Origin of the sequence: Streptococcus taoyuanensis (genome assembly GCF_029589235.1) — a bacterium.
In the GTDB taxonomy this organism is placed as follows: Bacteria; Bacillota; Bacilli; order Lactobacillales; family Streptococcaceae; genus Streptococcus; species Streptococcus taoyuanensis.
In genome coordinates this window covers 25079-50070 of record NZ_JARQVW010000001.1, presented here as the reverse complement: position 1 = coordinate 50070, position 24992 = coordinate 25079, and the positions used below count along the sequence as shown (strand labels likewise).

Annotated in this window: 25 protein-coding genes and 1 riboswitch; of the genes, 2 read left to right on the top strand and 23 right to left on the bottom strand. The window is 41.5% G+C overall.

Annotation, left to right across the window (positions count from 1 at the left end; genetic code table 11):
* Position 1: 1 nt before the first annotated feature.
* The 5 genes from P5Y91_RS00240 to P5Y91_RS00220 form a co-directional block, all read right to left on the bottom strand.
* Positions 2-1267 (bottom strand): F390 synthetase-related protein, encoded by a 1266-nt coding sequence (locus tag P5Y91_RS00240; protein WP_277838673.1) that lies wholly within the window; start codon positions 1265-1267, stop codon positions 2-4.
* A complete protein-coding gene (locus P5Y91_RS00235; RefSeq protein WP_277838672.1) occupies positions 1233-2060 on the bottom strand; it encodes an MBL fold metallo-hydrolase in 828 nt (275 codons plus the stop codon). The genes P5Y91_RS00240 and P5Y91_RS00235 overlap by 35 nt, the downstream gene beginning before the upstream one ends.
* Positions 2035-3012 (bottom strand): NAD-dependent epimerase/dehydratase family protein, encoded by a 978-nt coding sequence (locus P5Y91_RS00230; RefSeq protein WP_277838670.1) that lies wholly within the window; start codon positions 3010-3012, stop codon positions 2035-2037. The genes P5Y91_RS00235 and P5Y91_RS00230 overlap by 26 nt, the downstream gene beginning before the upstream one ends.
* Entirely contained in the window at positions 3009-4286 is a 1278-nt protein-coding gene (locus P5Y91_RS00225) for a glycosyltransferase (protein WP_277838669.1), read from the bottom strand. The genes P5Y91_RS00230 and P5Y91_RS00225 overlap by 4 nt, the downstream gene beginning before the upstream one ends.
* Before the next feature lie 239 nt (positions 4287-4525).
* Positions 4526-5224, bottom strand: coding sequence for a GntR family transcriptional regulator (locus tag P5Y91_RS00220; RefSeq protein ID WP_003007291.1), 699 nt, complete (start codon positions 5222-5224; stop codon positions 4526-4528).
* A gap of 128 nt (positions 5225-5352) precedes the next feature.
* On the opposite strand from P5Y91_RS00220, the gene guaA reads away from it, so the two are divergent.
* On the top strand, positions 5353-6918 hold the full coding sequence (guaA, locus tag P5Y91_RS00215; RefSeq protein ID WP_061591075.1) for a glutamine-hydrolyzing GMP synthase: 1566 nt from the start codon (positions 5353-5355) through the stop codon (positions 6916-6918).
* A gap of 173 nt (positions 6919-7091) precedes the next feature.
* Here the strand turns inward: guaA and P5Y91_RS00210 are convergent, their stop codons facing one another.
* The 9 genes from P5Y91_RS00210 to P5Y91_RS00170 all read right to left on the bottom strand — a co-directional run bounded on the left by P5Y91_RS00210 (position 7092) and on the right by P5Y91_RS00170 (position 14828).
* The gene (locus P5Y91_RS00210) at positions 7092-8102 is read right to left on the bottom strand and encodes a DUF1002 domain-containing protein (protein WP_277838667.1); all 1011 of its coding nucleotides are present in this window, start codon (positions 8100-8102) and stop codon (positions 7092-7094) included.
* 237 nt (positions 8103-8339) lie between these two features.
* Complete coding sequence (locus P5Y91_RS00205; RefSeq protein ID WP_277838666.1) at positions 8340-8942, bottom strand: lysozyme family protein; 603 nt, start codon at positions 8940-8942, stop codon at positions 8340-8342.
* Positions 8942-9916 carry a nucleoid-associated protein gene (locus P5Y91_RS00200; RefSeq protein WP_277838665.1) on the bottom strand — a complete coding sequence of 325 codons (975 nt, stop codon included), beginning with the start codon at positions 9914-9916 and terminating at the stop codon, positions 8942-8944. The genes P5Y91_RS00205 and P5Y91_RS00200 overlap by 1 nt, the downstream gene beginning before the upstream one ends.
* 8 nt (positions 9917-9924) lie before the next feature.
* Positions 9925-11181: a serine hydroxymethyltransferase gene (glyA, locus tag P5Y91_RS00195; protein ID WP_277838663.1), complete on the bottom strand. Its 1257-nt coding sequence runs from the start codon at positions 11179-11181 to the stop codon at positions 9925-9927.
* 35 nt (positions 11182-11216) lie between these two features.
* Complete coding sequence (locus tag P5Y91_RS00190; protein WP_277838662.1) at positions 11217-11831, bottom strand: L-threonylcarbamoyladenylate synthase; 615 nt, start codon at positions 11829-11831, stop codon at positions 11217-11219.
* Positions 11818-12654, bottom strand: a complete 837-nt coding sequence (gene prmC, locus P5Y91_RS00185; protein ID WP_277838661.1) for a peptide chain release factor N(5)-glutamine methyltransferase — start codon at positions 12652-12654, stop codon at positions 11818-11820. Before prmC ends, P5Y91_RS00190 begins: the two co-directional genes overlap by 14 nt.
* A complete protein-coding gene (prfA, locus tag P5Y91_RS00180) occupies positions 12654-13733 on the bottom strand; it encodes a peptide chain release factor 1 (RefSeq protein WP_003007273.1) in 1080 nt (359 codons plus the stop codon). Before prfA ends, prmC begins: the two co-directional genes overlap by 1 nt.
* A 9-nt stretch (positions 13734-13742) precedes the next feature.
* Positions 13743-14222 carry a GNAT family N-acetyltransferase gene (locus P5Y91_RS00175; protein ID WP_223345114.1) on the bottom strand — a complete coding sequence of 160 codons (480 nt, stop codon included), beginning with the start codon at positions 14220-14222 and terminating at the stop codon, positions 13743-13745.
* Between the two features lie 21 nt (positions 14223-14243).
* Positions 14244-14828 (bottom strand): thymidine kinase, encoded by a 585-nt coding sequence (locus tag P5Y91_RS00170; protein ID WP_003007269.1) that lies wholly within the window; start codon positions 14826-14828, stop codon positions 14244-14246.
* Positions 14829-14942: 114 nt separating this feature from the next.
* Here P5Y91_RS00170 and P5Y91_RS00165 point away from each other — a divergent pair, with 114 nt between their 5' ends.
* Positions 14943-15125, top strand: a complete 183-nt coding sequence (locus P5Y91_RS00165) for a 4-oxalocrotonate tautomerase (protein ID WP_001117401.1) — start codon at positions 14943-14945, stop codon at positions 15123-15125.
* A 59-nt stretch (positions 15126-15184) separates the two neighbouring features.
* Here the strand turns inward: P5Y91_RS00165 and ilvD are convergent, their stop codons facing one another.
* From ilvD to P5Y91_RS00120, 9 genes are all read right to left on the bottom strand, one after another.
* On the bottom strand, positions 15185-16903 hold the full coding sequence (gene ilvD, locus P5Y91_RS00160; protein WP_223345113.1) for a dihydroxy-acid dehydratase: 1719 nt from the start codon (positions 16901-16903) through the stop codon (positions 15185-15187).
* 126 nt (positions 16904-17029) lie between these two features.
* Positions 17030-18373, bottom strand: a complete 1344-nt coding sequence (locus tag P5Y91_RS00155; RefSeq protein ID WP_277838652.1) for an MATE family efflux transporter — start codon at positions 18371-18373, stop codon at positions 17030-17032.
* Positions 18374-18483: 110 nt separating this feature from the next.
* The gene (locus tag P5Y91_RS00150; RefSeq protein WP_277838650.1) at positions 18484-19746 is read right to left on the bottom strand and encodes a nucleobase:cation symporter-2 family protein; all 1263 of its coding nucleotides are present in this window, start codon (positions 19744-19746) and stop codon (positions 18484-18486) included.
* Positions 19746-20327 carry a xanthine phosphoribosyltransferase gene (locus tag P5Y91_RS00145; protein ID WP_003001484.1) on the bottom strand — a complete coding sequence of 194 codons (582 nt, stop codon included), beginning with the start codon at positions 20325-20327 and terminating at the stop codon, positions 19746-19748. The genes P5Y91_RS00150 and P5Y91_RS00145 overlap by 1 nt, the downstream gene beginning before the upstream one ends.
* A 91-nt stretch (positions 20328-20418) precedes the next feature.
* A riboswitch (purine riboswitch) is annotated at positions 20419-20514 on the bottom strand.
* Entirely contained in the window at positions 20504-21487 is a 984-nt protein-coding gene (gene guaC, locus P5Y91_RS00140; RefSeq protein ID WP_021153179.1) for a GMP reductase, read from the bottom strand. It overlaps the preceding riboswitch by 11 nt.
* Before the next feature lie 182 nt (positions 21488-21669).
* Complete coding sequence (locus tag P5Y91_RS00135) at positions 21670-22395, bottom strand: alpha/beta fold hydrolase (protein WP_277838648.1); 726 nt, start codon at positions 22393-22395, stop codon at positions 21670-21672.
* A gap of 42 nt (positions 22396-22437) precedes the next feature.
* Positions 22438-23034, bottom strand: a complete 597-nt coding sequence (locus tag P5Y91_RS00130) for a hypothetical protein (RefSeq protein WP_023918094.1) — start codon at positions 23032-23034, stop codon at positions 22438-22440.
* A gap of 150 nt (positions 23035-23184) precedes the next feature.
* Positions 23185-23721, bottom strand: coding sequence for a hypothetical protein (locus tag P5Y91_RS00125; protein WP_023918092.1), 537 nt, complete (start codon positions 23719-23721; stop codon positions 23185-23187).
* Positions 23722-24035: 314 nt separating this feature from the next.
* Positions 24036-24653, bottom strand: coding sequence for an SAP domain-containing protein (locus P5Y91_RS00120; protein WP_023918090.1), 618 nt, complete (start codon positions 24651-24653; stop codon positions 24036-24038).
* Positions 24654-24992 lie beyond the last annotated feature (339 nt).

Below are 24992 nucleotides of genomic sequence, written 5' to 3'. Positions count from 1 at the left end.
TTTATTGAAGTCGTTGAATACGTTTTAATTTACGTGTTGGGTCCCATTGGTAATCGATAAATTGAATACTTGGGAGAATGAATTGTTTTTGCTGAGCTAAGAGTTCAAATTGAGCAAAGATCGCATGCTCTATAGACTCTGTCCGGTAACTCAAGGCAATGGTAATGGATCCATCTGCCAACTGAGTCACTTGATAGTCCTGAATATTTTCGACAAAGAGAATGCACCGTCGAATAAAATCTGGATAGATCATCTGGCTACTGCCATCTTCTTTTTTGAAATAGAAAATATCGTCCGATCGTCCTTCGATCTTTGCTATTCGAGTAAAGACGGAACCACAAGGGCAAGGGGACTTTTCTTCCACCAAAATATCATTGAGGCGGTAGCGATAGATGGGTTGACTGGTTCGTTTGAAATCCGTAATAATCGGATAAAAGCGGCTATCATCAAGATACTCTTTTTCGACATACAAAATATCTTCGTTGAGATGTAGATTGCCTTCTGAACAGGTACAAGCTAAAAATCCCTCTGTCGCTTGGTAGACCTGATCAACCTTGTCTAGTTGAAAAGCTTTGGCGATGGTCTGAGCATCTCGATCTTCTAGAATCTCTGCAACAGAAACAACCTTGACAGGTTGGATCGCAAGTTGCTGATTGCTGACATAGTTGGCTAACTCAATCAAGGTTGAAGCTGGTGCGACCACAATGGTTGGTTGATAGTCTTTGAGTCGCTCTAAATGCTCCTTGCTATCCTTGAAAATATCAAAATATTCCAAGCGAATAAGGCCTGAATTAATGGTTTGATAGAGTTCATTGTCCGCTCGTAAGAAAAAGGCAATGCGATGACCAAACAGTTTTCCTTTCGGTAGCATCTTGGCTAGAATCGCTGCAGCCCACATACTTCTTTCTTTTTCTGTGGTGACAAAGACTCCTCGGTGGCCGGAAGTCCCCGAAGACAAGCCCACTGCTACTTCTCCATTCATCTCAGTAAAATCTCGTGTTTGTTCTCCGCGAATCGCCATCTCTAAAGCCTGATCTCGATCCACTCCCAGGGTATTGAGTTCATTGAAATGTGTCATCATGAAGGTTTTATCCATGGTTCCAAAGGATTCGGGAGAATGGGTTTGAAAATAGGGGGATTGAGAAGTGATAAATGCAAGGTAGCGTGCCAATTGTTTATCTTGGTATCGCTTCAAGGCCTCCTTAGAACGGAATCGATGGCACCATCTGGTTTCAATAAAGGTTTTCAGAAAGACTGTTTTTTTCATTTAAAATCCTTTCAATCCGATCTTGCGGGTCGTGGCTGACCACAACTTGAATGCCATCTTGCAAGAGTGTTTCCAGCAAATCAGCTCCTTTTAAATAAGCCTTCTTATCATCCTGAACCAAGGAAGGAATCAGTCGCATTTGCCCTGTGTAAGGCAAGAGCTCTACTCCCCAAGAAAGATCTGCTCCAATAAAGAGCTTGAGCTCATCCAGATAAAGACAGCCTTGCCCTCTCGCATGCCCATCGATGGACGAAACAAGAATGCTCCCATCACCAAAAAGATCCGCAGTCGGGCGATAGGGGAAAGCAGGATGCCTTTGATCTGCTTTGAGACAAGTCACCCGATCTTTGAAATCAGCTGGCAAAAACTCTTTAAAAATTAGATCTTTAAATTTCGGTTTTTGGTACACCTCATAGACTTCCTGGGTAACAAAGAAATGAGCATTTGGGAAAAGGGCTGCTCCACCGAGATGATCAGGGTGCAAATGCGAAAGAATCACATAAGTAATTTCTGCTGGATCAATCCCACGCTCTTGCAATAAATAATTGATCTGGTCTTCTTTTTTCATCTGCATTGGGGTGGCTAGACGGTACCAAAAATACCGAGCTTTTTTCTTAATCTCGTAGTGATAGCCGGTATCGTACAAAATATAACCTTTTTCACGGTGGTGAATCAAAAAGACACCTGCTGGAAATTGCATTTTTTCATTCGGAATCCCTTTGAATAAGAGACCGGAATGACTGCTACAATAGCCTGCTGGAAAATAATCAATGCGCTTGATCATGTTGGACATAGTTGTCAATCCCTTCTTCAATGGTCATTTTTGGATAGTAGCCAAGTTCGGTTTGGGCCTTTTGAATATCGAGAGTTTGGCTATATCGAAGGAGATAATAGGTATAGCGAGTCAATGGGGGTTCGGCTTTCAGATGAAAGAATCGATATACTCCTTCCAGGCTATAGGCCGCACCTGCTACAAGACCTGCCGGAATTTTCCGATAGCGGATCGGCTCTCCCAATCCCTTTAATGTTGTTTCGATCAAATACTTAAAGGTCTTTGGTTCCCCATTTGTAATATTATATACTTGTCCGTGTGCTTCTTTTGATTCCAGAGCCAAGCGAATGGCTAGGGCAACATTTTCCACACAGGTCATATCCATGAGCTGCTCTCCCCCTCGAATCAAAGGAATTCCAATTTTTCGACTGAGGCGTAAGACACGAGGCAAAATACTGGTATCCCCCACACCAAATAATCCTCTAGGACGCAAGATGATACTTGGCACATCTGGATAGTCAGAAAAAAGTTTTTCGGACGCCAATTTGCTTCGGATATAATTGTTGAGGTGATTTTCTTTTGGAGCATCACTTTCCATGATGTTTAATTGGTCTTTTCCAGCTGCGTAAATACTAGGAGAAGATACGTAAACCAAGCGTTTTACCGCATATTCACGGCACAATTCAAGGACATTTTGAGTGCCAACTACATTCGCCTGATAGAAGGCCTTCCAAGGTCCCCAAGCTGAAGATAAAGCTCCAGCGTGAACCACAGCATCAACAGACTGAAAGGCTTGTCTTAATTCCTCAATAGAGCTCAAATCCCCTTTGATAAATTGGACGCGCTCACCTTCCAGAGCCTTCCCAATTTTTTCGTTTCGGCCAAAGGCTACAATGGTATAATCGTGAGCCAACAACTCATCGATCACATATTTTCCAAGGAAGCCAGTCGCGCCTGTTACAAGAATTTTCATAGTTTCCCATCCGTTCCACGTCTTAATAATCGTTGAATTTCAAACTCCAAGGTATCCAACGGCTTGTAGGTTTTTGAAAGTTTGTTTAGTCTTTCTAACTTTTCCCAAGATTCTTTTTCTAATAGGGCATTAAAACCTGCTTGAATCTCTTCGGTGCGATTGCGATGAGCTTGAAAGGCAATTCCTGCTTCTACTCCTCGAGTCGCATAGTCAAATTGGTCATAATCATGAGGCAAGATCAAGGCTGGTTTCTTAAATTCAATACACTGATAAAAGATTCCAGCTCCTCCATGATGAATGACATAGTCCATCTGCGGAATATATTCTTTGTAGGGCAGATAAGAGACAACCGTCACATTTGGCGCTACTTCTTCTTCAGAGAATTCCTTTGCCCCATCTCCAAGAGTGACAAAAAAGTGACATTCTGGATGCTCTTTGGCCAACTGCTTGGTTTGTTCTAGCAAATTCTCCTTCGCCCAAGGCAACTGGGTTCCACATGTCACGAGTACCTTCGTCTTGTCCTCGTAAGGACTGAGATCTAAAGGATAATCTTCAGCTTTTTCAAGAGAAGTCCCCAAAGGGCCAAGCCACGCATATTGATGAGGGAAGTGTGTTTTCAACTCTAGCTCCATCATCCCAATTCCAAAGATGGCATAAGGAGAGTAGATGGTCTCCACTCCTTTTTGATTGTACAACTTGAAATTGTAACGTTTTAAGCGTTTGCGTAAGAGGAAAGCCCCACAGTATTTTCCAATGCGCGTGAGTTTACGGCATAGTGCTTGGATCTTCTCTTCCTTCTTCGTGCGCGCGATTCCCATCCCTCCGAAGAAGCAAGGAGGACCATAAGGAGTTTCGATTGCAAATTGGGTTGCCATGGTGGTAATCCAAGGAATTTCCAACTCTTCTGCCACAAAGCCTGCTGATAGAGTGATAAAGTCAGCAATGACAATATCTGGACGGTTGACACGCCACTCCTCTAGCAATTGATCCGATACATGATTAATCAAATCAAGACTCCTAGACAATTGCCGATAAGCTGAAAAGAGATTGTGTTTTTTATCGTTATTCGCCGCGCGTTCAAATTCTTCTACTTTGTCCTCTAGAATCGGAACGACCGTGAAGCCGAGACTTTCTGCGACGGCTTTTTTCTGAGGACCCGTGAAAACTCGGATTTCCATAGTTGGATCATCTAATAAGGGTTTAACGAGATTTAAAGTTGGGTACAGATGCCCACTCAAGGGAACAGCTACCACATCGATTTTAATTTTTTTCATTTTTTCCTGCCTTATATCTTTTTTTAGATCTAAAACTAGTTTCTATCTATTAATTCGTAAAAAAAATCAAAAATTGAAGAAAAAATAAAATTTTTTTTAAAAATTTTTAAAAATTTTCAATGTTGCCTTTACTATCACTATTTAGAAAGAATGATTTCAACCTAAAAAAGCTCCCAAATGCCAAAGAGAGTGAGCCTCTCACACATTTGAAGAGTTTTCTATTTTTACGATTTGCGAGCTTAGTTATTTTCTAAATAAAATTCGAACCGCTCGCCGACATACTGACTTTTTACATACTCAAAAGCCGTCCCATCTTCAAAATAGGAAACCTGTGTCAGACCTAAAATAGCCTGCCCTTTTGAAATCTGTAAGTACTCCGCAATCTTATCCTTGGCCAATCGCGCATAGATGGTCTGGTGCGACTTTCCAATCTTATAGCCATGACGCTCCAAGGTTTGGAAGAAATGGCTGGTAACCTCTTCACGATTGAAATTCTTAATAAATTTCTCTGGAATAGAGGCCACTTCATAAACAACAGGGATCCCATCGGCATACCGGACCCGCTCCATCCGAATGATGGTTTCTGTCTTATCAATGCCCAATTTGTCCACTTCTTGGAGGCTAGGAATGGTTTTACGGTAAGAAATCACTTGGCTAGAAGGTTCCTTGCCTTGCGATTTCATAATTTCTGTAAAACTGGTTGTGCCTCGCATTTTTTCTTGGACGCGCGTGCTAGTGATAAATGTGCCACTTCCTACTCGTCTTTCAAGCACTCCTTCTTCAACCAGAAGCGTAATGGCCTGACGAAGCGTCATCCGACTCACTTGAAATTTCTCAGCTAGATCGCGTTCGCTGGGAAGACGCTCCCCGATTTTCCATATTTTTTGATCAATCTCAGACTTAATCTGATCATGAATTTGAATGTAAGCTGGAATCATAACCTTGCTCTTTCTCTGTGTTATCTCTATTGTAGCGTAAAATTCCTAATTCTTCAATCAGAGATTGGTAAAGACAAGGCTTTTGTGTTAGAATAGAGGAAAGTAAATTTCTTTAAGAAGGGGATAAGATGACAAACCTATCAACTGATTTGCATGATGTTGAAAAAATCATCGTGCTTGACTACGGTAGCCAATACAATCAGCTTATTTCACGGCGTATTCGTGAAATTGGTGTCTTCTCAGAGTTGAAGAGCCACAAGATTTCTGCTGATGAAGTTCGTGCAATCAATCCAGTCGGGATCGTTCTTTCAGGCGGACCAAACTCTGTATACGAGGAAGGTTCTTTTGATATCGATCCTGAAATTTTCGAACTTGGTATTCCAATCCTTGGAATCTGTTACGGAATGCAATTGTTGACCCATAAATTGGGTGGGAAGGTCGTTCCTGCAGGTGATGCTGGTAACCGCGAATATGGTCAATCTGAATTGACTTTGACAGAATCTTCTGCTCTTTTTGCCGGCACACCAGACAAACAATTGGTTTTGATGAGCCATGGAGATGCTGTTACAGAAATTCCGGCTGACTTTATCCGCACTGGTACTTCTGCTGACTGTCCATTTGCATCCATTGAAAATCCAGACAAGAAAATCTACGGAATCCAATTTCACCCTGAGGTTCGTCACTCTGTTCACGGTTATGACATCTTGCGTAACTTTGCCTTGAACATCTGTGGGGCTAAAGGTGACTGGACCATGGACAACTTCATTGACATGCAGATCAAAAAAATCCGTGAAACCGTCGGAGACAAACGTGTCCTTCTTGGTCTTTCAGGTGGTGTTGACTCTTCTGTTGTTGGGGTTCTCCTTCAAAAAGCCATCGGCGATCAATTGATCTGTATCTTTGTAGACCACGGTCTTCTTCGTAAAGGGGAAGCAGATCAAGTGATGGAGATGCTTGGTGGTAAGTTTGGTTTGAACATTGTTAAAGCAGACGCTGCAAAACGTTTCCTTGATAAGTTAGCTGGTGTGTCTGATCCAGAACAAAAACGCAAGATCATCGGTAACGAGTTTGTTTATGTCTTTGATGACGAAGCAAGCAAATTGAAAGACGTGAAATTCCTTGCTCAAGGAACACTCTACACTGACGTGATCGAGTCTGGTACCGATACTGCTCAAACCATCAAGTCTCACCACAATGTGGGTGGACTTCCAGAAGACATGCAGTTTGAACTGATCGAGCCACTGAATACTCTTTATAAAGATGAAGTTCGTGCGCTTGGTACTGAGCTTGGTATGCCAGACCACATCGTATGGCGCCAACCATTCCCAGGACCAGGTCTTGCCATCCGTGTTATGGGAGAAATCACTGAAGAAAAACTCGAAACCGTTCGTGAATCAGACGCTATCCTCCGTGAAGAAATCGCCAAAGCTGGTCTTGACCGCGATATCTGGCAATACTTCACTGTCAACACAGGCGTTCGTTCAGTAGGGGTTATGGGTGACGGCCGTACCTACGACTACACTATTGCCATCCGTGCTATCACTTCTATCGATGGAATGACAGCTGACTTCGCGAAGATTCCATGGGAAGTACTCCAAAAAATCTCAGTCCGTATCGTAAACGAAGTTGACCACGTCAACCGCATCGTCTACGATATCACAAGTAAACCACCTGCAACTGTAGAGTGGGAATAAAAAAAAGGTCCGGGGGACCTTTTTTTCACGAGCCAAGAAATAGAAAAGCGAGTTTAAGGTCCGGGGGACCTTGATTCACGAGCATAACATAAAATATCTAATTAAGTATAAAAATAGGAAATCACACACAAAAAGCACTCTGACTTATTGTCTGCAGTGCTTTCGTGCTATTTTTAGCCAACTAAACCACTAAAGAATTTGACAATGGCATTCCAGATGGCTCCGAAGAAGCCAGCAATGGCATTCCACGCATTTGTGAAGAAGTTTCCACTGTCTTTTAGAATAGCATTTGTATCAAAATTGAGATTGATATTATTAAAGGTATCGCCTGCCTTGTCTACGATACTATCTTTCAAGTCCGACAAGGTCTTCGTAAAGCTTTTGCTACTGATGACGCTACTCTTTGAGAGGTTGACTGCGAAATTCACGATCAAATTAATCTGATCACCTGTTACAGTTGTATCCAGCTTATAATTTTTCAGAGTTTCTTCGACGATCTTTCGAATATCATCCTTGCTTAAATCCTGATTGTTCTGTTTGGCATTGGCTACTGCCGTTTTTATGTCGGTCAATGCTACGTTTAACTTATCCGCATCGAAGTTTTTCTTACTAGCGTTCTCTTCATTGATCCCGGATAGAGTCTTTAACTCTTCTTGGGCCAGATCTTTGCTTTCTTGAGAAACTTTGGCACCATTTTTCTCAAGCGAGTAATAGATCCCAGCCAAGGCACTTTCTCCGGTCACTTGGATAGGGGAAGCTACTGTAATTTGAGCATGCTCTAATCCAAGTGTAACGGCTGCATTACGATACATATCTGCAGTGACCTTGGTGATGTTTTGAGGTGTCACGATATTCACTTCTAGTGGCTTATTTTTACCTAATTTTTGAATTTTAACAGAGGAATAAAGTTCCAAACTATCATCGTTCGCAACGTTCATAATCGAAGAATAAACCTCTGGTGTCATGGTCTTCCACTCTTCTTTATCTTTTGAACTATCGTAGTTCAAGAGACTCAAGGTTTGTTCGATTTGACTTTGGTCCAGCGAATAGCCCAAAACATAGTCTGGTTTGACATAGGTTTCGTCGATGACTTTCTGCACATTGCTATCTGCAGAAACCCGAGGGACAGCGGTAAACAAGGCCAAAGTCGTTATTACAAACAATGCAATCTTCTTTAATTTCATCTTTTTCTTCTTTCTAATTCAAATCAAATCTGGAATCTCTTATTACTTTTCTCACCTCACTAGGGATGAAAAAAGAAGTAAATAAAGAGTTTACCCACTTCGATTTTCATTATACAGTTGATTTCTTAAAACTAGCTTACAGTTTTTTTAAGAATGCATGACATTTTTATTTTCCCTAAAAATCGGAGGCAGAATTGATCAACTTTAAAAAGAGCCAATCGGCTCTCTGGAAAATGATTAAAACCATGAAAATAACTTCATAATCGTCATATTGGTTTCTACCAAACGGGAATAATAAATATTGCCCCCATTAATGTAGAGTTCCATCCCGTTTAAAAGAGAGATAGGGTGGAGGTAAAGATAAGTCTCACCGGTTACATTGCCAAGACTTGGCGCTACTACATCCCGTGAATAAGCGCGGGCCAACTCTAGGGAATTTGTTCCACCGTGTTTTGCGACGTAATCGATGTAGTCTTTCCCAAAATTATAGGCTTGAACCGCAGTCCAGCTATCAACGCCTTTTTTCTTGGCTTCTTTTAACTCATCTGAAAGAGTTTGAATTCCTTGGCGAATACTGGCCTTATTATCACTAATAGTATTGGTCTCACCACTTGCACTCTCACTCGCCTGCATGACATCGTCCTCACGACCTTTGGTCTCTGTATAGATCATAGCCAGAATGAGGTTTTCATTGGCTGTGGTATCCTCCTCAGCAAGGACTTCTCTAACCAGGGAGCGGTACTGCATGACTTGCTTAACATCATGGTGAATTTGAATTCCCTTGTAGATTCCAAATAACAGTAAGATGATAAAAAAGATCTTCACTATGCGTTTAATCATTATTTACTCTGTATATCCTCAATATTTTTGATCAAAATAGAATAGGTCCCGTTCTCGTTTAGAATGAATTCAACAGACTCTGCATCTTCATAGACATTATTCGGAACGATCAGTTCAATTCCATTTGACAATGACAATTTCTGATTTTCGAACTTCTTCAACTGGCGACTTGCATCAATCTCTTCAAAGGTGACAGGCTCTGGTACAGCTTCTTTAACTTGGTCAATAAAACTAAGCCGGGCAGTCAGATTGTCGTCGAAGAGATCATCCGCTAATTTCTCAGGAGAGAGTTTATTTTCTTCCTCAATATGGTTGAAAATAGCTGATTTAACCTTTGATTGAAATTGAAAATCATCCGTGTTAAAGCTTTCCGCAATACGCTGGGCTGTTTTTTCTAGTGCTTTGATCGACTTTTTAGGCGAGATCTTAGGTTGCGCCTGCAACAAATTCTCAGAAAAATAATTTAAGAACGTCCCATTGTACTTGATTCTTTTTTCAATCAAGTGGTATTTGCGGCTTTGAAGATTAATGACCAAAGCCTCATCAGCACCAGTCCCAAAACCAGGTAGATTATTTTGTGTCAACTTAATCGGATTGTCCACTTCACCGCCAAGATGCGTCAAGGTTTCCCGTAAGGCAATCCGAAGAAAAGCAAAGTGGTCCACCCCTTCTTTTGAAAAATCAACAAAAATCAAATCGTTGGTTTTTTGATTCTCAGAGACGACAAATTCTTCCTTCCAGCGATTGGCTACGGCTACTGAACTTTCTAGTAGGTCGTCTGAGATCAGCTCAAGAAAAGGATTGTCCTCTTCGAAAATACCGGTCCTAGCTTCATCAGAATAGACCCGTTCAATCTTTTTGCGCAAGTATTCCTCAATTTTTGGGGTGATATTCAGGAATTTGTCCGCTAGATAGAGATCGGTATCGTCTGGGCTAAATTGATGAATGATGGCTTTTTTTACGTAAATATCCATAAGATGGTTTAGTCCTCGTAAAGTGGAAAGGCGTCTGTCAAGGCTTTGACTTGGCTACGCACTTCATCTAATACTTCTTGATTATCCGCATTCTTTAGCGCTTTGATCATGAGTTTAGCAACGGTGCGACTTTCTTTTTCACCAAAACCACGAGCGGTGATAGCTGCTGCACCAATCCGAATCCCACTGGTCTTAAATGGAGACAAGGTTTCATAAGGAATAGAGTTCTTGTTGAGAGTGATATTAACTTCATCCAACAAGTTTTGCGCCACTTTCCCATTTTCAACGACTTTAGTGACGTCGACAAGGAAAAGGTGGTTCTCTGTTCCTCCTGAAATAACTCGGAAATCTGGATCTTGCAAGAAGACATCAGCCATGGCCTGACTGTTCTTAATCACGTTAGCTGCATACTCTTTAAAGGCAGGATCCAGCGCTTCTTTGAAGGCGACAGCTTTGGCTGCAATGACATGCTCCAACGGTCCTCCTTGAATACCAGGGAAAATAGCAGAGTTAATTTTCTTAGCCAATTCCTCATCATTGGTCAAGATTAGGCCTCCACGAGGTCCACGAAGGGTCTTGTGAGTGGTCGTGGTCGTGATATGGGCATAAGGAACTGGACTTGGATGAAGACCTGCTGCCACGAGACCAGCGATATGGGCCATATCAACCATGAGCTTAGCTCCTACTGCATCTGCAATCTCACGGAATTTTGAGAAATCAATAATATGAGAGTAGGCTGAGGCACCAGCAACAATGAGTTTTGGTTTGACTTCTTGAGCTTGTTTTAAGATGGCGTCAAAATCCAAGAGCTCTGTTTCAGGATCTACACTATAAGACACAAAGTTATAGGTTTGACCAGAGAAGCTCACAGAAGCTCCGTGCGTCAAATGACCACCGGCAGCTAAATCCATCCCCATAACAGTATCACCAGGCTCAATCAAGGCCATATAAGCAGCACAGTTTGCCTGACTTCCTGAATGCGGTTGAACGTTGGCAAATTTAGCCCCAAAGATTTCTTTGGCCCGTTCGATCGCGAGACTTTCGACCACATCAACCACATCTGTCCCGCCATAGTAACGACGACCAGGGTAGCCTTCAGCATATTTATTTGTCAGAATAGACCCTTGAGCAGCCATCACTGCCTTAGAGACGACATTTTCAGAAGCAATCAACTCGATATTGTTTTGTTGGCGTTCCTCTTCTTTGGAAATAGCATTCCATAGGTCTGCATCATAGGCTTTGTAGTCTTCTTTATCAAAAATCATAGGTCTACTCCTTATTAAATAATTTTTTATATACATTATGACAGAGGAAGGTCATCTTCCTCAAAAGAAAGCTCGGGCACTTGTTGAAGCAAATCAGCTTTCGTAATCGACCCTTGTCGTAAAATCCTTGCTTTGGTCCCAGAAATATCTAGGATAGTCGAATCTTGGCCAGTAAGGAAAGCATCGTCCTCAAAGCCAGGAATTACCTGATCAAATTCTTTTACAATAGACTTATACTTTGTTCCACTTGCATGTCCAGATAGATTTGCAGAAGGACCAACTAAAGGACCATATTTACGAATTAATTCCAATGTTTTCGGATGGGCTGGCATCCGAAAGCCAACCGTAGACATCCCTGAATGAATCCATTCTGGCACCTTTTCATTAGCCTGAAGAATAATAGTTAAAGGCCCAGGTAAAAATGATTCAATCAGTTTTGTTAAATAGCTAGGTTGATTTTTCGAATAAATTCGAATATCTTCTTCGTCTGCTACATTCAAGTTCAGGGCTTTCTCTCTGGGTCTACGTTTTAATTCGTAAATATAATCAACTGCCTCTTGATCCAAAGCTTTGGCAAAAATACCATAGACTGTTTCAGTTGGCAGAATAACCGCACGTCCTGCTTCTAATTCTTTCTCAATGTGATCCATTGTCTACTACTACCATTCTATCTTGTCCAAATTGGTCTTTCAGAACGCGAATGCGTTTGTCGGGAAATGCCTCTTGAAAAAGCTCTTTTACCTTGCTTCCTTGCTTATAGCCAATTTCTAGATAGATCTTTCCTTTTGGTGTTAAAACACTTGGTGCTTGCCGGGCAATCTTTTCGTAGATAGCATATCCATCACGGTCTGCAAAGAGAGCTAAGTGAGGTTCAGAGGCTAATACATTAGCTCCAACTTCTTCTAGATCATCACGCGAGATATAGGGTGGATTGGAAACAATCAAGTCGTAAGGACTTTTTAGATCATCTAGTACATCCGAAGATTTAAAGGAAACGACTGCTTCTAACTGCTGGGCATTTTTTTGAGCTAGGGCTAAGGCCTCCTCTGACACATCACTAGCTTGAATCTGCCAGTTAGGTCTAGCAAGGGCTAGGCTAATGGCAATGGCACCACTTCCTGTTCCAATATCCAGAACTCTTAAGGCTTCCCCATCGTTTTCCTCAAGTATGAGAGCGACCAACTCCTCAGTTTCTGGTCGTGGAATCAGCACGCGCTCATCAACTGTAAAAACATGGCCACAGAATTCTGCACTACCAATAATATACTGGGCAGGGACGTGATGTTTCAGCTGCTCAAAGATGGATAGAAGCAAGGCCTGATCCTCTACTTCCACTTCTTTTTGCAAGGCCAGGACAAAGTCTGTAAAGGTCCAGTTTTTTAAAGCTCGATACGCGAAGGAGAGGCTTTCTGCTTCCTCTCCAACGGCTATTAATTCTTCTTCATACTGGGCTAATAATGGTCCCAACAACATTATTTATTCAACTCTTCTAGTTTTTGTGTTTGATCATACAAGACCAAAGCATCGACCACTTCATCTAATTTACCAGATAAGATGGTGTCCAATTTTTGAAGGGTCAAGCCAATCCGGTGATCAGTCACACGGTTTTGAGGGAAGTTGTAAGTCCGGATCCGCTCTGAACGGTCACCAGTACCGATAGTAGACTTCCGCTCAGCGTCTTGCTCGTCTTGGGCAATCTGAGCAAAGTGGTCAGCCACACGCGCACGGATGATCTTCATGGCTTTTTCACGGTTCTTCTGTTGGGTCCGTTCTTCCTGCATCTCGACCTTGATATTGGTTGGCAAGTGGACGATACGAACGGCTGTAGCGACCTTGTTGACGTTCTGTCCACCCGCACCAGATGCGTGGTAGATGTCAATCCGAAGGTCTTTTGGATCGATGTCGTACTCGACTTCTTCGATTTCTGGCATGACCAGAACTGTGGCAGTTGAGGTATGGACACGACCTTGGCTTTCTGTCACAGGAACCCGTTGCACCCGGTGGGCACCAGATTCATACTTGAGTTTTGAATAAACCGATTGACCAGAAACCATGGCTACGACTTCTTTGATCCCACCAACACCATTGTAGGAAGCTTCCATGACTTCAAAACGCCAACCTTGGCTTTCCGCGTATTTTTGGTACATTTGTAAAAGGTCGCCAGCAAACAATTGGGCTTCGTCTCCTCCTGCTGCTCCACGGATTTCCAAGATAATGTTCTTGTCATCGTTTGGATCTTTTGGAAGAAGTAAAATCTTCAGTTTTTCTTCGTACTCTTCTTTTTCAGCCTTAGCATCTTTTAGCTCTTGCTTGGCCATTTCTTCCAAGTCCGCATCGCCGCCTGCTTCCTTAATCATTTCCTCAGCGTCAACGATGTTTTGAAGGACTTGCTTGTACTCACGGTAGGCTGTCACCGTATCACGAGTGGAAGCCTCTTCTTTTGAAAGCTCCATAAAGCGTTTGGTATCAGAGACCACATCTGGGTCACTCAATAATTCTCCTAACTCTTCGTATCGGTCTTCTACAGCTTGTAGTTGATCATAGATATTCATGTTTGCTCCTTAATTCTTGGTTGTTAGATCATAGATTGCTACAATTTCGTCTTCTATGACTTCGCCAGTTTCTTTAAATCCATAATGGAGATAGCAAGATCTCGCTTGATTATTTTCCGGTTCATAAGATAACCAAAGACTTCTTGCTTTTCCAGCTGGCTCTGTTCGAACAAAGTCAATGACTGCATCCATAGTCGGTTTAAAATAGCCTAAACCTTGAAATCGTTTATCGATCATAAAACGAAATAACAAGTAGTTCCCCTTGCTGATTCCAATTTTCTGGTCATAGGCAATCATAACAAAACCAACTAATACTTCCTTATCATAAACTGCTAAGGGAGCTATAAAATCACCATTTTTATCATATACATAGGCTTCAGCTAAGCTAATGGAATTGGATGCAATAAAATTCCTTTGGTTTGGATGAACTTCTAGATTTAAAACGTCAAAATAATTCTCTATTATAATATCTTTTAAACAAATAGACATTATTATCCTCTCTAAAACGTTCTAGACGCTTTCAGTTGGAATGTCTGGATTAAAATAATGCTTGCGGCAAACGGAGATATAGGTCTCGTGTCCACCGATCTGGATCTGCTCTCCATCATAGACAGGTTTACCTGCTTGGGTACGCAAGACCATGGTTGCCTTGCGGGAACAGTATTGGCAGATGGTTTTGATCTCCTCGATCTTGTCGGCTAACAAGAGGAGGTGTTTGGAACCTTCAAAGAGTTCATTTCGGAAATCATTTTTGAGGCCAAAAGCCATCACCGGCACATCCAGTTCATCCACGACTCTTGCCAAATCATAGACATGGTGGCGTTTCAAAAACTGAGCTTCATCGATTAAGACACAGTAAGGTTTGATTGTTTGGTTTTTAATAAAGCCAAAGATATCCGTATCGTCTTCAATTGCAACGGCTTCTCGTTTCATACCGATCCGACTAGAAACCACTCCTACTCCATCTCGTGTATCGATTGCCGAGGTCATGATGACGACGCTCTTTCCTTGCTCTTCATAATTATGGGCCACCTTCAAGATCTCAATGGTTTTCCCCGAGTTCATGGTCCCATATTTATAATATAATTGTGCCATTTTCCTTTTGTTCTCTCTAAAATGTGTTTCATTATCATTTTACCATAATTTCGCTAAGCTTTGTATCCCAAAATGTGATAAAATAGTCCTATAAAAAATTTAGGAGGTGGCCATATGCCATTTGTACGAATTGACCTATTTGAAGGACGCACCTTGGAACAAAAGAAAGCCTTGGCCAAGGAAGTAACCGAAGCTGTTGTTCGCAATACTGGTGCTCCTCAGTCAGCAGTTCACGTCATCATTAACGATATGCCTGAAGGAACCTACTTCCCTCAAGGTGAAATGCGCACCAAATAATGGTTCCACTAAAAAAGCCTTTCTTGCTTGTGATATCACATAGCAGGAAAGGCTTTTTCTTATTTTTCTTGGGCTTGACGTTCTGCTTTCCGTTCTTCGAATTCTTCGTCACTCATCAAGGTTCCGCCGACATTGGCTGATTTGGCAAAGGCTGTATAACGACGCAACCAACCGCTGGAGATTTTTGATTTGAAAGGTTTCAAATGTTTGCGACGTTCTGAAAGAGTGGCATCATCGACAAGCAAATCAATAGTACGATTTGGAAGATCGATCACGATTTCATCCCCATCTTTGATTAGGGCGATATTACCACCTTCTGCCGCTTCTGGAGAAACATGACCAATAGCAATCCCACGAGTAGCTCCTGAGAAACGACCATCCGTAATCAGTGCCACATCCTTACCAAGACCGCGTCCGACAATCTTAGAAGTTGGTGCCAACATCTCTGGCATACCAGGACCACCCTGAGGACCCTCGTAACGAATGACAACGACATGTCCCTTCTTGACTGTTCCATTGTCAATCAACTCAAGGGCTTGATCTTGTGAATCGCAACAAATAGCTTTACCACGGAAAGTGGTCACAGACGGATCGACCCCACCGACCTTGATAACAGCTCCATCCTGAGCAATATTTCCGTAGAGGATCGACAAACCACCTACAGGTGAAATAGGATGCTCGATTGGATGGATAATTTCTTCATTTTTGATTTCAGCACCAGCTACATTTTCTTTCAAGGTTTTACCAGTAACTGTGATACGATCACCCTTAATGGCACCTTTTTTGATCAACTGATTGATAATGGCTGGAACACCACCAGCTTCATGCACATCATGCATAGTATAAATACTTGAAGGGGCAATTTTAGAAAGATAAGGTGTCTTCTTGGCAATTTCGTTGATATCTTTGAGATCATAGTCAATCCCTGCTTCACGCGCAATAGCGAGTGTATGAAGCACAGTATTGGTAGAACCACCCATGGCCATATCGAGCGCAAAGGCATCGTCGATGGCTTCTTTGGTCACAATATCCCGTGGGCGGATATCCTTTTTAATATTCTCTACCAATTGTTTGGCCGCTTGGCGAACCAATTCCCGGCGTTCATCTGAGACAGCTAGGATGGTACCATTTCCAGGAAGAGCAAGGCCTAATACTTCCATCAAACAGTTCATGGAATTGGCAGTAAACATACCAGAGCAAGAGCCACAGGTTGGACAGGCATTTTTTTCCAAGAAATCCAGTTCATCCATGCCCATATCACCAGCTTGATAAGTACCGACAGCTTCAAACAAACTTGAGAGCGTCGCCTGATGCCCTGTCATGTCAACGCCACCCTTCATGGGTCCACCAGAACAAAATACGGCAGGCACATTGGTCCGCATGGCTGCCAAAATCATACCTGGTGTAATCTTATCACAGTTGGGAATATAGAAAACACCATCAAACCAGTGGGCATTGATGACTGTTTCAGCAGCATCTGCGATCAACTCGCGTGATGGCAAACTATAACGCATCCCGATATGTCCCATAGCAATTCCATCATCGACCCCGATGGTATTAAATTCAAAAGGAATCCCACCAGCCTCGCGAATAGCTTCCTTAGCAACATCTGCTAATTCACGCAGGTGAACATGGCCTGGAACGATATCAATATAGGAGTTACAAATGGCAATAAAGGGCTTTTGCATATCCTTTGCTGATTTTACTTGCCCTGTTGCATAGAGGAGACCACGCGCTGGTGCTCGGTCGATCCCCATTTTGATCATATCACTTCTCATCTTGTTCTCCTTCTAGTTCTTCATTTCTACCTCCTAATCTTACCACTTTGATATCAATTGTCAAGAACTTTCAGAAAATTTATGAAATTTACGGTAGACAAAAAGCCTGGTTTCCCAGACTTCATTCTAGTTTGTTTGCTTTCTTTCGATCTGCCAGAGCCGAAGTTGGTAACAAATTCCACTTACGACAAGGCTAGAAATAAGGCCGATCCAATAAGCATATGGACCAAGGTTGATCACATGATCAAGGAAAATCCCTAGTGGGATAGAGATACACCAATAACTAAAGACACCTAATAAGAACGGAACCGTTGTATCCTTATAGCCCCGCAAAATCCCTTGTAGGGGTGCTGCGAAGGTATCGGCTACTTGGAAAAAGAGACTATAGGTCATGAAAATAGCTGTTTGTTGGATAAAGACTGGATCCTTGCCATATAGCCCTGCTAGTTGGAAGCGGAATGTATAGAGAAAGACCAGGGTGATAATGGCAAAGCCAAAGGCTGTCAGCCGGCCCAAACGGCAATATTGTTTGACCACTTCTGGTCTTCCTGCTCCCAGTTCATAAGATACGATAATCGCCATGGTACTGGAGATACTAACCGGGAAAGCATACATCAGGGTAGAAAAATTCATGGCCGATTGGTGACTCGCAATGGTAAGTGATGGGAATTTTGCCATTAACAGACCAACCAGCGAGAAGATGATGACTTCTGCAAAAACAATTCCACCGATTGGAAGCCCAAGGCGCAATATTTCTTTCATCCCTTTAAAATCATAAGGTTGTGGCTTCCACAATTGGAAAGATGCTACCTTAGGGTGCTTGCACAAGATCAAAACTGCAATAGCCAGCAAGACCCAGTAGGCCAGAGAGGTTCCAAGACCTGCTCCCGCTCCTCCCATCTCAGGAAAACCAAATACCCCATAGATCAAGATATAGTTAAAACAAGCATTCAAAGGCAAGAGCAAGAGCATCAAGTACATCGATAGTCGCGTCATTCCCAACGTATCAAGGAAGGTCCGCACGATACTAAAGAGCAACAAGGGTAAGATTCCTAGAGAAAGGAAATATAAGTAGCGAATGGCTATTTGAGCAACAACATTTTCTAAGCCGATCTGCTTGAGAATCATGGGTGCAATCCCCCAAACAAAGCCTATTAAGAGAATGGCCATACCAAATGACAGATAGAGGAATTGGTAAAAATCGCCAGCAATCCGTTCTTTATTTCCCTTTCCTAAATGATGCCCAACAATCGGTGTCAGCGCAGAGACAATCCCTGTCAGAAAAGTAAAAAATGGATTCCACAGACTGGTAGCTGTAGAAACACCAGCCAAATCAAGGGTCCGGTACTGACCAGTCATGGCTGTATCGACAAAGCTGGCCGAATAATTGGCCAATTGATAGATCAAAATCGGCAAAAATAGACTCAAAAACAAGCGTAAGCGCTCTTTAAAGTGATAGGTTACATACATGATTCTAACTCTCTTCTCATCAAATAAGATTTTCTCCTCTTCCACTCTACTATATGTTTCTTTAAAAGTCAAAAAAACCGAAGATCCAAGGACCTCCGGTTCATGTGAGATTAGTGTTTGTTACGGTTTAAAATAGCATTGAGAACGATCGCCAAGACACTGGCAACGACAATTCCGTTCGCAAAGAACATTTGGAATCCTGTTGGAAGGCCGTTGAAGAGAGTGCTGTTGTTCAAACCAACCCCTGCAGCAATCGATACAGCAGCGATCAAGAAATTGTTCTCATTGTGTTCAAAATCAACACGCGCAAGGATCTGCATCCCTTGAATCGATACAAAACCAAACATGACTAGCATCGCTCCCCCAAGAACTGGACTTGGAATGATTTGTGCCAAAGCACCAAACTTAGGAAGGAGACCAAGAAGAACAAGGAAACCAGCCGCATAGTAGATTGGAAGACGAGTCTTGATACCAGACAATTTCACCAAGCCAACGTTTTGTGAGAATCCGGTGTAAGGGAAGGTGTTGAAGATACCGCCGAGAAGGACGGCCAACCCTTCAGCGCGATAACCATTGCGAAGGCGCGTGCTATTAATTGGATCTTTAGTAATATCAGAAAGAGCAAGATAGACACCTGTTGATTCCACCATAGAAACTGTTGCGATGATACACATCATTAAGATGGAGGTGATTTCAAACTTAGGAGCTCCAAAGAAGAATGGCGTTGGAACGTGAATCACTGGTGCTTGCGATACAGGTGTGAAATCCACCAAGCCCATAGAAGCCGCAATGGCAGTACCTGTGATCAAACCAATCAAAATTGAAATGGATTTAATAAAACCAGTCGTATAGATATTAACAACTAAAATGATGAGAATAGTCACCACAGCCAAAATCAAGCTTTGAACGGTTGGTTTTGGCGCATTATTTCCCATATTTCCAATCGCTACTGGAATCAAAGTCAAACCAATGGTTGTAATAACAGATCCCGTTACAATAGATGGGAAGAGATTAGCAATCTTAGAGAAGAAACCAGAGACAAGGATGACATAAATCCCTGAGACAATCAAGGCACCAAACATAGCCCCACTACCATGGCTAGCTCCGATCATGCTAAGAGGTGCTACCGACTGGAAGGCAACCCCAAGGACTACCGGAAGACCGATCCCAAAGTATTTATTGAGCTGCACTTGAAGGAAAGTTGCGACCCCACACATGAAGATATCTGTAGAGATGAGGTAGGTTAGTTGATGAGCGTTATAGCCCAAAGCTCCTGCGATCATGATCGGCACCAAAATAGATCCCGAATACATGGCCAAAAGATGTTGCAAGCCTAGAATGGCCGCCTGTGAATGGCTTTCTTGTTTTTGCATTAGATGTCTGCCTCCTTGAATACAACCTGACCATTTTCAAAACGGTCCAAACGTGCGAGGGATACAACTGGATATCCCAACTCTTCTAACAATCCCCGTCCATCTTGGAAGGATTTTTCAATCACGATCCCAATCGCTTCGACTTGAGCCCCGGCTTGTTCGATGATTTGAATCAAGCCTTTGGCTGCTTGCCCATTTGCAAGGAAATCGTCAATGATCAAAACCTTATCTGATGGATCCAAGAATTTACCAGCAATCGAAACTGTGCTGGTGACTTGCTTGGTAAAGGAATAAACCTCAGCCGTCAAGATGCCCTCATTCATCGTGATGTTTTTCGCCTTTTTAGCAAAGATCATGGGAACATCCAGTGCTTCAGCTACATAAAGGGCAGGTGCAATCCCAGATGCTTCAATGGTCACGACTTTGGTCACGCCAGCATCTTTGAACCGGTCCGCAAAAGTCTGACCAATTTCTTTCATCAATTTGAAATCCACTTGGTGGGTCAAAAAGGAGTCCACCTTGAGGATATTCTCACCTAAAACATTGCCATCTTTTAAGATGCGCTCTTCAAGTAATTTCATACTTCCTCCTACTTTTTTAAAAAATCCTCTACTTCATTCACAAAATACAAAAAGGCCTGCTAAGCAAGCCTTGAAATCTCTCTAGAAAGAGAAATAATCCCGACTTACTTATTGTTAGGTGTTCCGGCACCTTGTAGAAACATCACGCCTATTCGTGAAATAAATAAGTAATTCAATTAGTGTGCATCGCCATTCCAGATAGAATTCTTAACGATCACATAGTCAACATGTTTCAAATCTGCTAATTTTCGGCCTCCTGCATAAGAGATCGAACTTTGCAAATCTTGTTCCATTTCTGTCAAGGTATCTTGCAAATGACCCTTGGCAGGCAATAAAATCTTCTTACCTTCGACGTTTTTATAAGCACCTTTTTGGTACTCTGAAGCAGATCCATAGTACTCTTTGAAAGACTCTCCATCAATCTCTACTGTTTTACCAGGACTTTCAATATGTCCTGCAAAGAGAGAACCGATCATGACCATAGATGCCCCGAAACGAATCGATTTGGCAATATCACCATGAGTCCGAATACCACCATCCGCAATGATTGGCTTACGCGCTGCTTTTGAGCACCAGCGAAGAGCAGCCAATTGCCAACCACCTGTACCAAATCCAGTCTTCACTTTGGTGATACAAACCTTACCAGGGCCGATTCCGACCTTAGTCGCATCAGCTCCCGCATTTTCCAATTCACGAACAGCTTCAGGAGTTCCAACATTTCCAGCAATGACAAAGGTATCTGGTAATTCTTTCTTGATGTGTTGAATCATCCGAATGACACTATCCGCATGACCGTGTGCGATATCAATAGTGATGTACTCAGGCGCATCTGCCTTTAATTGACTCACAAAGTCGTATTCGTATTCCTTAACACCAACCGAAATGGAAGCGATCAAACCTTGATCATGCATGCGTTTGACAAAAGGAATCCGACCCGCTTCATCAAAACGGTGCATGATGTAGAAGTAACCACCACGCGCCAACTGCTCTGCGACATTCTCATCTAAAATCGTCTGCATATTGGCAGGAACGACTGGAAGCTTGAAGGTATGCTTTCCAAATTGGACGGTTGTATCTGCTTCTGACCGGCTATTGATGATACATTTGTTGGGAATCAACTGAATATCTTCATAGTCGAAAATAGGAAATTCATTTAACATAGATTGAAAAATCTCTTTTCTAAAAACTGACCTACCTATGCGCAAGCGCATCGCTACGTCTCTTGACGTTTCCTTGATAGATTATACCAAAGATACGGACCTAATGCAATGGGAATGATTTTATAGGAAATAACGTTCGGAAATTACAAGACAAAAACCCGTTTCAAAAAGAGAAACAGGTTTTATTTATGAACATTTTGGAGCCAATTGTTCACTTCTCTAGCTACAATTTCAGGCGCCTCTGTATACAGTTCGTGCCCCAAACCATCTAGCAAGACTTGCTCGATCTGGGGATCTATCTGCTTCAGAGCGTCTTTTCTCCATTCCGGTTCTTCTTGGTACCGAGGTCCAATAAAAAGGGCAGGCAGGTCGGCCAGTGGAATCTGGTAAGTCTGGATCTGACGCCGTAGACGCAATAAAGCCATGACCTTTTCGAGATCCAGATTTAATTCATATTGTTCACTCGCTGGATTCCAGCGATAGCTAGCCTCTACTGCTTTTCGCGCTATAGGCGTAGGATCTGCTTCCTCACCGAATTCTGCTAACACAGCTTCTTCTAAAGTCGCAAAGACTTGCTGCTGCATGAAGGACGAAGTTCCTTCTAGCTCTTCTTCAAGAGGCAGGATCTTTTCCATATCCAGATAACCCCCATCAAGGAGAATCAAAGCCTGGATCTGAGGAAACTCAGCAGACAGATAACGAGCCAAATCTCCACCCAAGGAATGCCCAAATAAACAGATCTCTTCCACCTGGCCGATCTGCTCTTGAAACCAAGCACGAAGATCGTTTTCTGTCTGAATCATCTTCCTATAGGGATCTAGAAAGGTCACAGGAAAGCCTAGTTTTTCAATAAGTGGAGCCAGATGGTAGCTATTACCACCTAGGCCACCAATAAAATAATACTGCATGTGTTTTGTCCTTTCTTTTTCATTCTATTTCATTGGTTAGCGCTACTCTCTCGCGTCTCCTTTATGGAGTTCCGTATTATAAACAATTTCTGCACCAGGGCTTCCTTTATCATCCTTTACGACTCCTATTAACTGACCATCTTCTACTAATAATTCAATATTTTCATCTGTACTACTTGCCTCTGTGAGTATAGCTCTCTTAGGCAAATGCTCCTCATTTGAAACGTCTACAGGTTTGCCATTTGAGTCCAGTAACTCAATGACTTCATTGCCACCTCCATCAAAATCAAGAACAATGTCTGAAATCAATCCATAACTTAATGGAATAAATTTCTTTATTTTATCTCCCAGAGTAGCTTTATTTCCATACTTGTCATAGATCGTCGGACGCACATAGGCATTTGAGAATGTTGACCCTTCTTCAGTAACGTAGATTGGGGAGAACTCAATCTTCTCAATCCCAGTATAGTGTTCTTTGATGTAGGTTCCGATTTGTTCTTCTAGCAAAAGAAAACCATGCTTATAGAGCTTTGTTGTTTTCGGTCCAAGATTCGGCTTCGTTAGTTTATTGTAGACAAAGTAACTACCGGATAGGATGAAAATTAAAATAGCAATGATCTTTACCCACTTTCTGCTCATCAGTCGCTCCTCCTTCTATCTACTTCAGTATAGCATATTTGGTTGGCTTTCCATCGCTATTCCTAACGAAACGGAATATAAAGATTTGAAATGTGGCGAAATTTTAAAGCATTTCACAGTCTCATGAAATACTTTTAAACTGTATTATTTTTATATGAATAGAAGACTAGTTCCTTCAGTTTTCTTGGTCTCTTCAATCCAATATTGCTCCTCTTTGGGGATCAAATGATCAAAACGTCCTGAAAAAAACTTCCATCCGTTTGGCACATATCTTTCGTAGTTTTTCATCCCCAGATGGTTTGAATAAAATTCTTCTTTATCAAAATCGATGAAAAGATCCGGAAGCAGGGCTTTTCCTTCCAGAATAATCTCTGAATTCAAGTTCTCCTCTTCCATTGAACGTTTGATCATTGAGATCAATTCTTCAACCGTCACCTTCAGCCAATCATCTTTATACATTTCTAAGTAGCTCTCAAGATTGCTTTTTGTAATCACATGAAGATTCTGCTGAATCTCAGGTAAATAGGAGAAATCAACATCCAGACCTGCTTCCTGGTATGCCTGAATATATTTATCGATATCCATTGTCCACATTTCGTTTGAACAAATATACCAGTTAAACTGATGATTTGCAATAACCCCAACAATATTTATTTCTGGTTTCTCTATCAATTGGTCTTTATTCACTAGTTTTTTCTCCCCTTCTCCTATCTACTTGTTCCGAACTGACAATAGGACTTACTTACCAAACATTATATATCTATGATACCGAATTATATTTTGACAAGCAAGTTAATGACCGAGTCGCTAACAAAAAAGCCAGCTAAAAGGGTTTAGCTGACTGATGTCATATCTAATAAATCTTTCTCTGCTCGATCATCTAGCAGAGAAAGCAAGTATCCCACATTCTCTTATATTCTATAAAACAAAAAAGCACTCTGCAAAAACAGAGTGCTATCGTCTTTAATACTTTATATTCCGTTCGACAAACTTGAAGTTGTTTACTTACAGTACTCCTCTATTTTGTAGCTATATTCTTTTAGAAGTCCCCGTGAATAAATTTTTTTATTTTTTGAATCTCTAACTTCATTCCAAAGGATAGCCGCAACTTTTAACTTGTTGGAGTAATGATTGCTAAATTCATCGGCACAAAAGTCTTTTAGAAATTGATTCCATTGGCAAGCTGAATTATCATACTTGGCGTAGTCTGACTCTCCATAGTATATTTTAATCATATCTTGGATTGTAAAATTTATGTTGTTGTCCCGTTTTACTTTTCTCCAAGCAGTTGCCATATCAGCATTAAACTTAAACGGATTAACACCTGTTACAGCTGAAAAATAATCACGAAATTTCTGATTAAAGGAAAACCCACATTCAAGTAATGATGTATTTAGGGTTATTATTTCGGTTTGATTTTTGTTTCTTTTCCTCAAAACTTTTTCTACTCTATTTCCCCTAAAATATTGTTCTATAATATGATTTAATTCTTTTTTTGTACATCTGTATTCTAATCCAAGGTACTTACAAATTTGTGAAAGCTCTTCTCGATACCAGTAGTATCTGTTAAATTCTTCAAATGATTTTATATCTCTAAAATCAGGTCTATGTTCTTCCAAATGCTCGCCTCTACAACTCCAAATTTATCTCATTATACCATAGATAATAAAAGTCATATCAATTTATACCCATGCCACATAAAGCTATAACAGAATATATTACAATCTTGTAATTACTGTATTTCTATTAAGCTTAACATTCTTATAAAATAAATAAGAAAAACAAACGATATAGTCCATCACTAGTAACAAGAAATACTAGAAGTTGAAAGATATAAAAACATTTAAATGGAAAGCATAGCAATAAACAAAACAGTCAGTAAAACGATGGTTTTGTTGTGTTGTTTCACTTGCTTTCTAATTTCCTCTTTTGACTTTATCCGCAGACGCCCTTTGTAT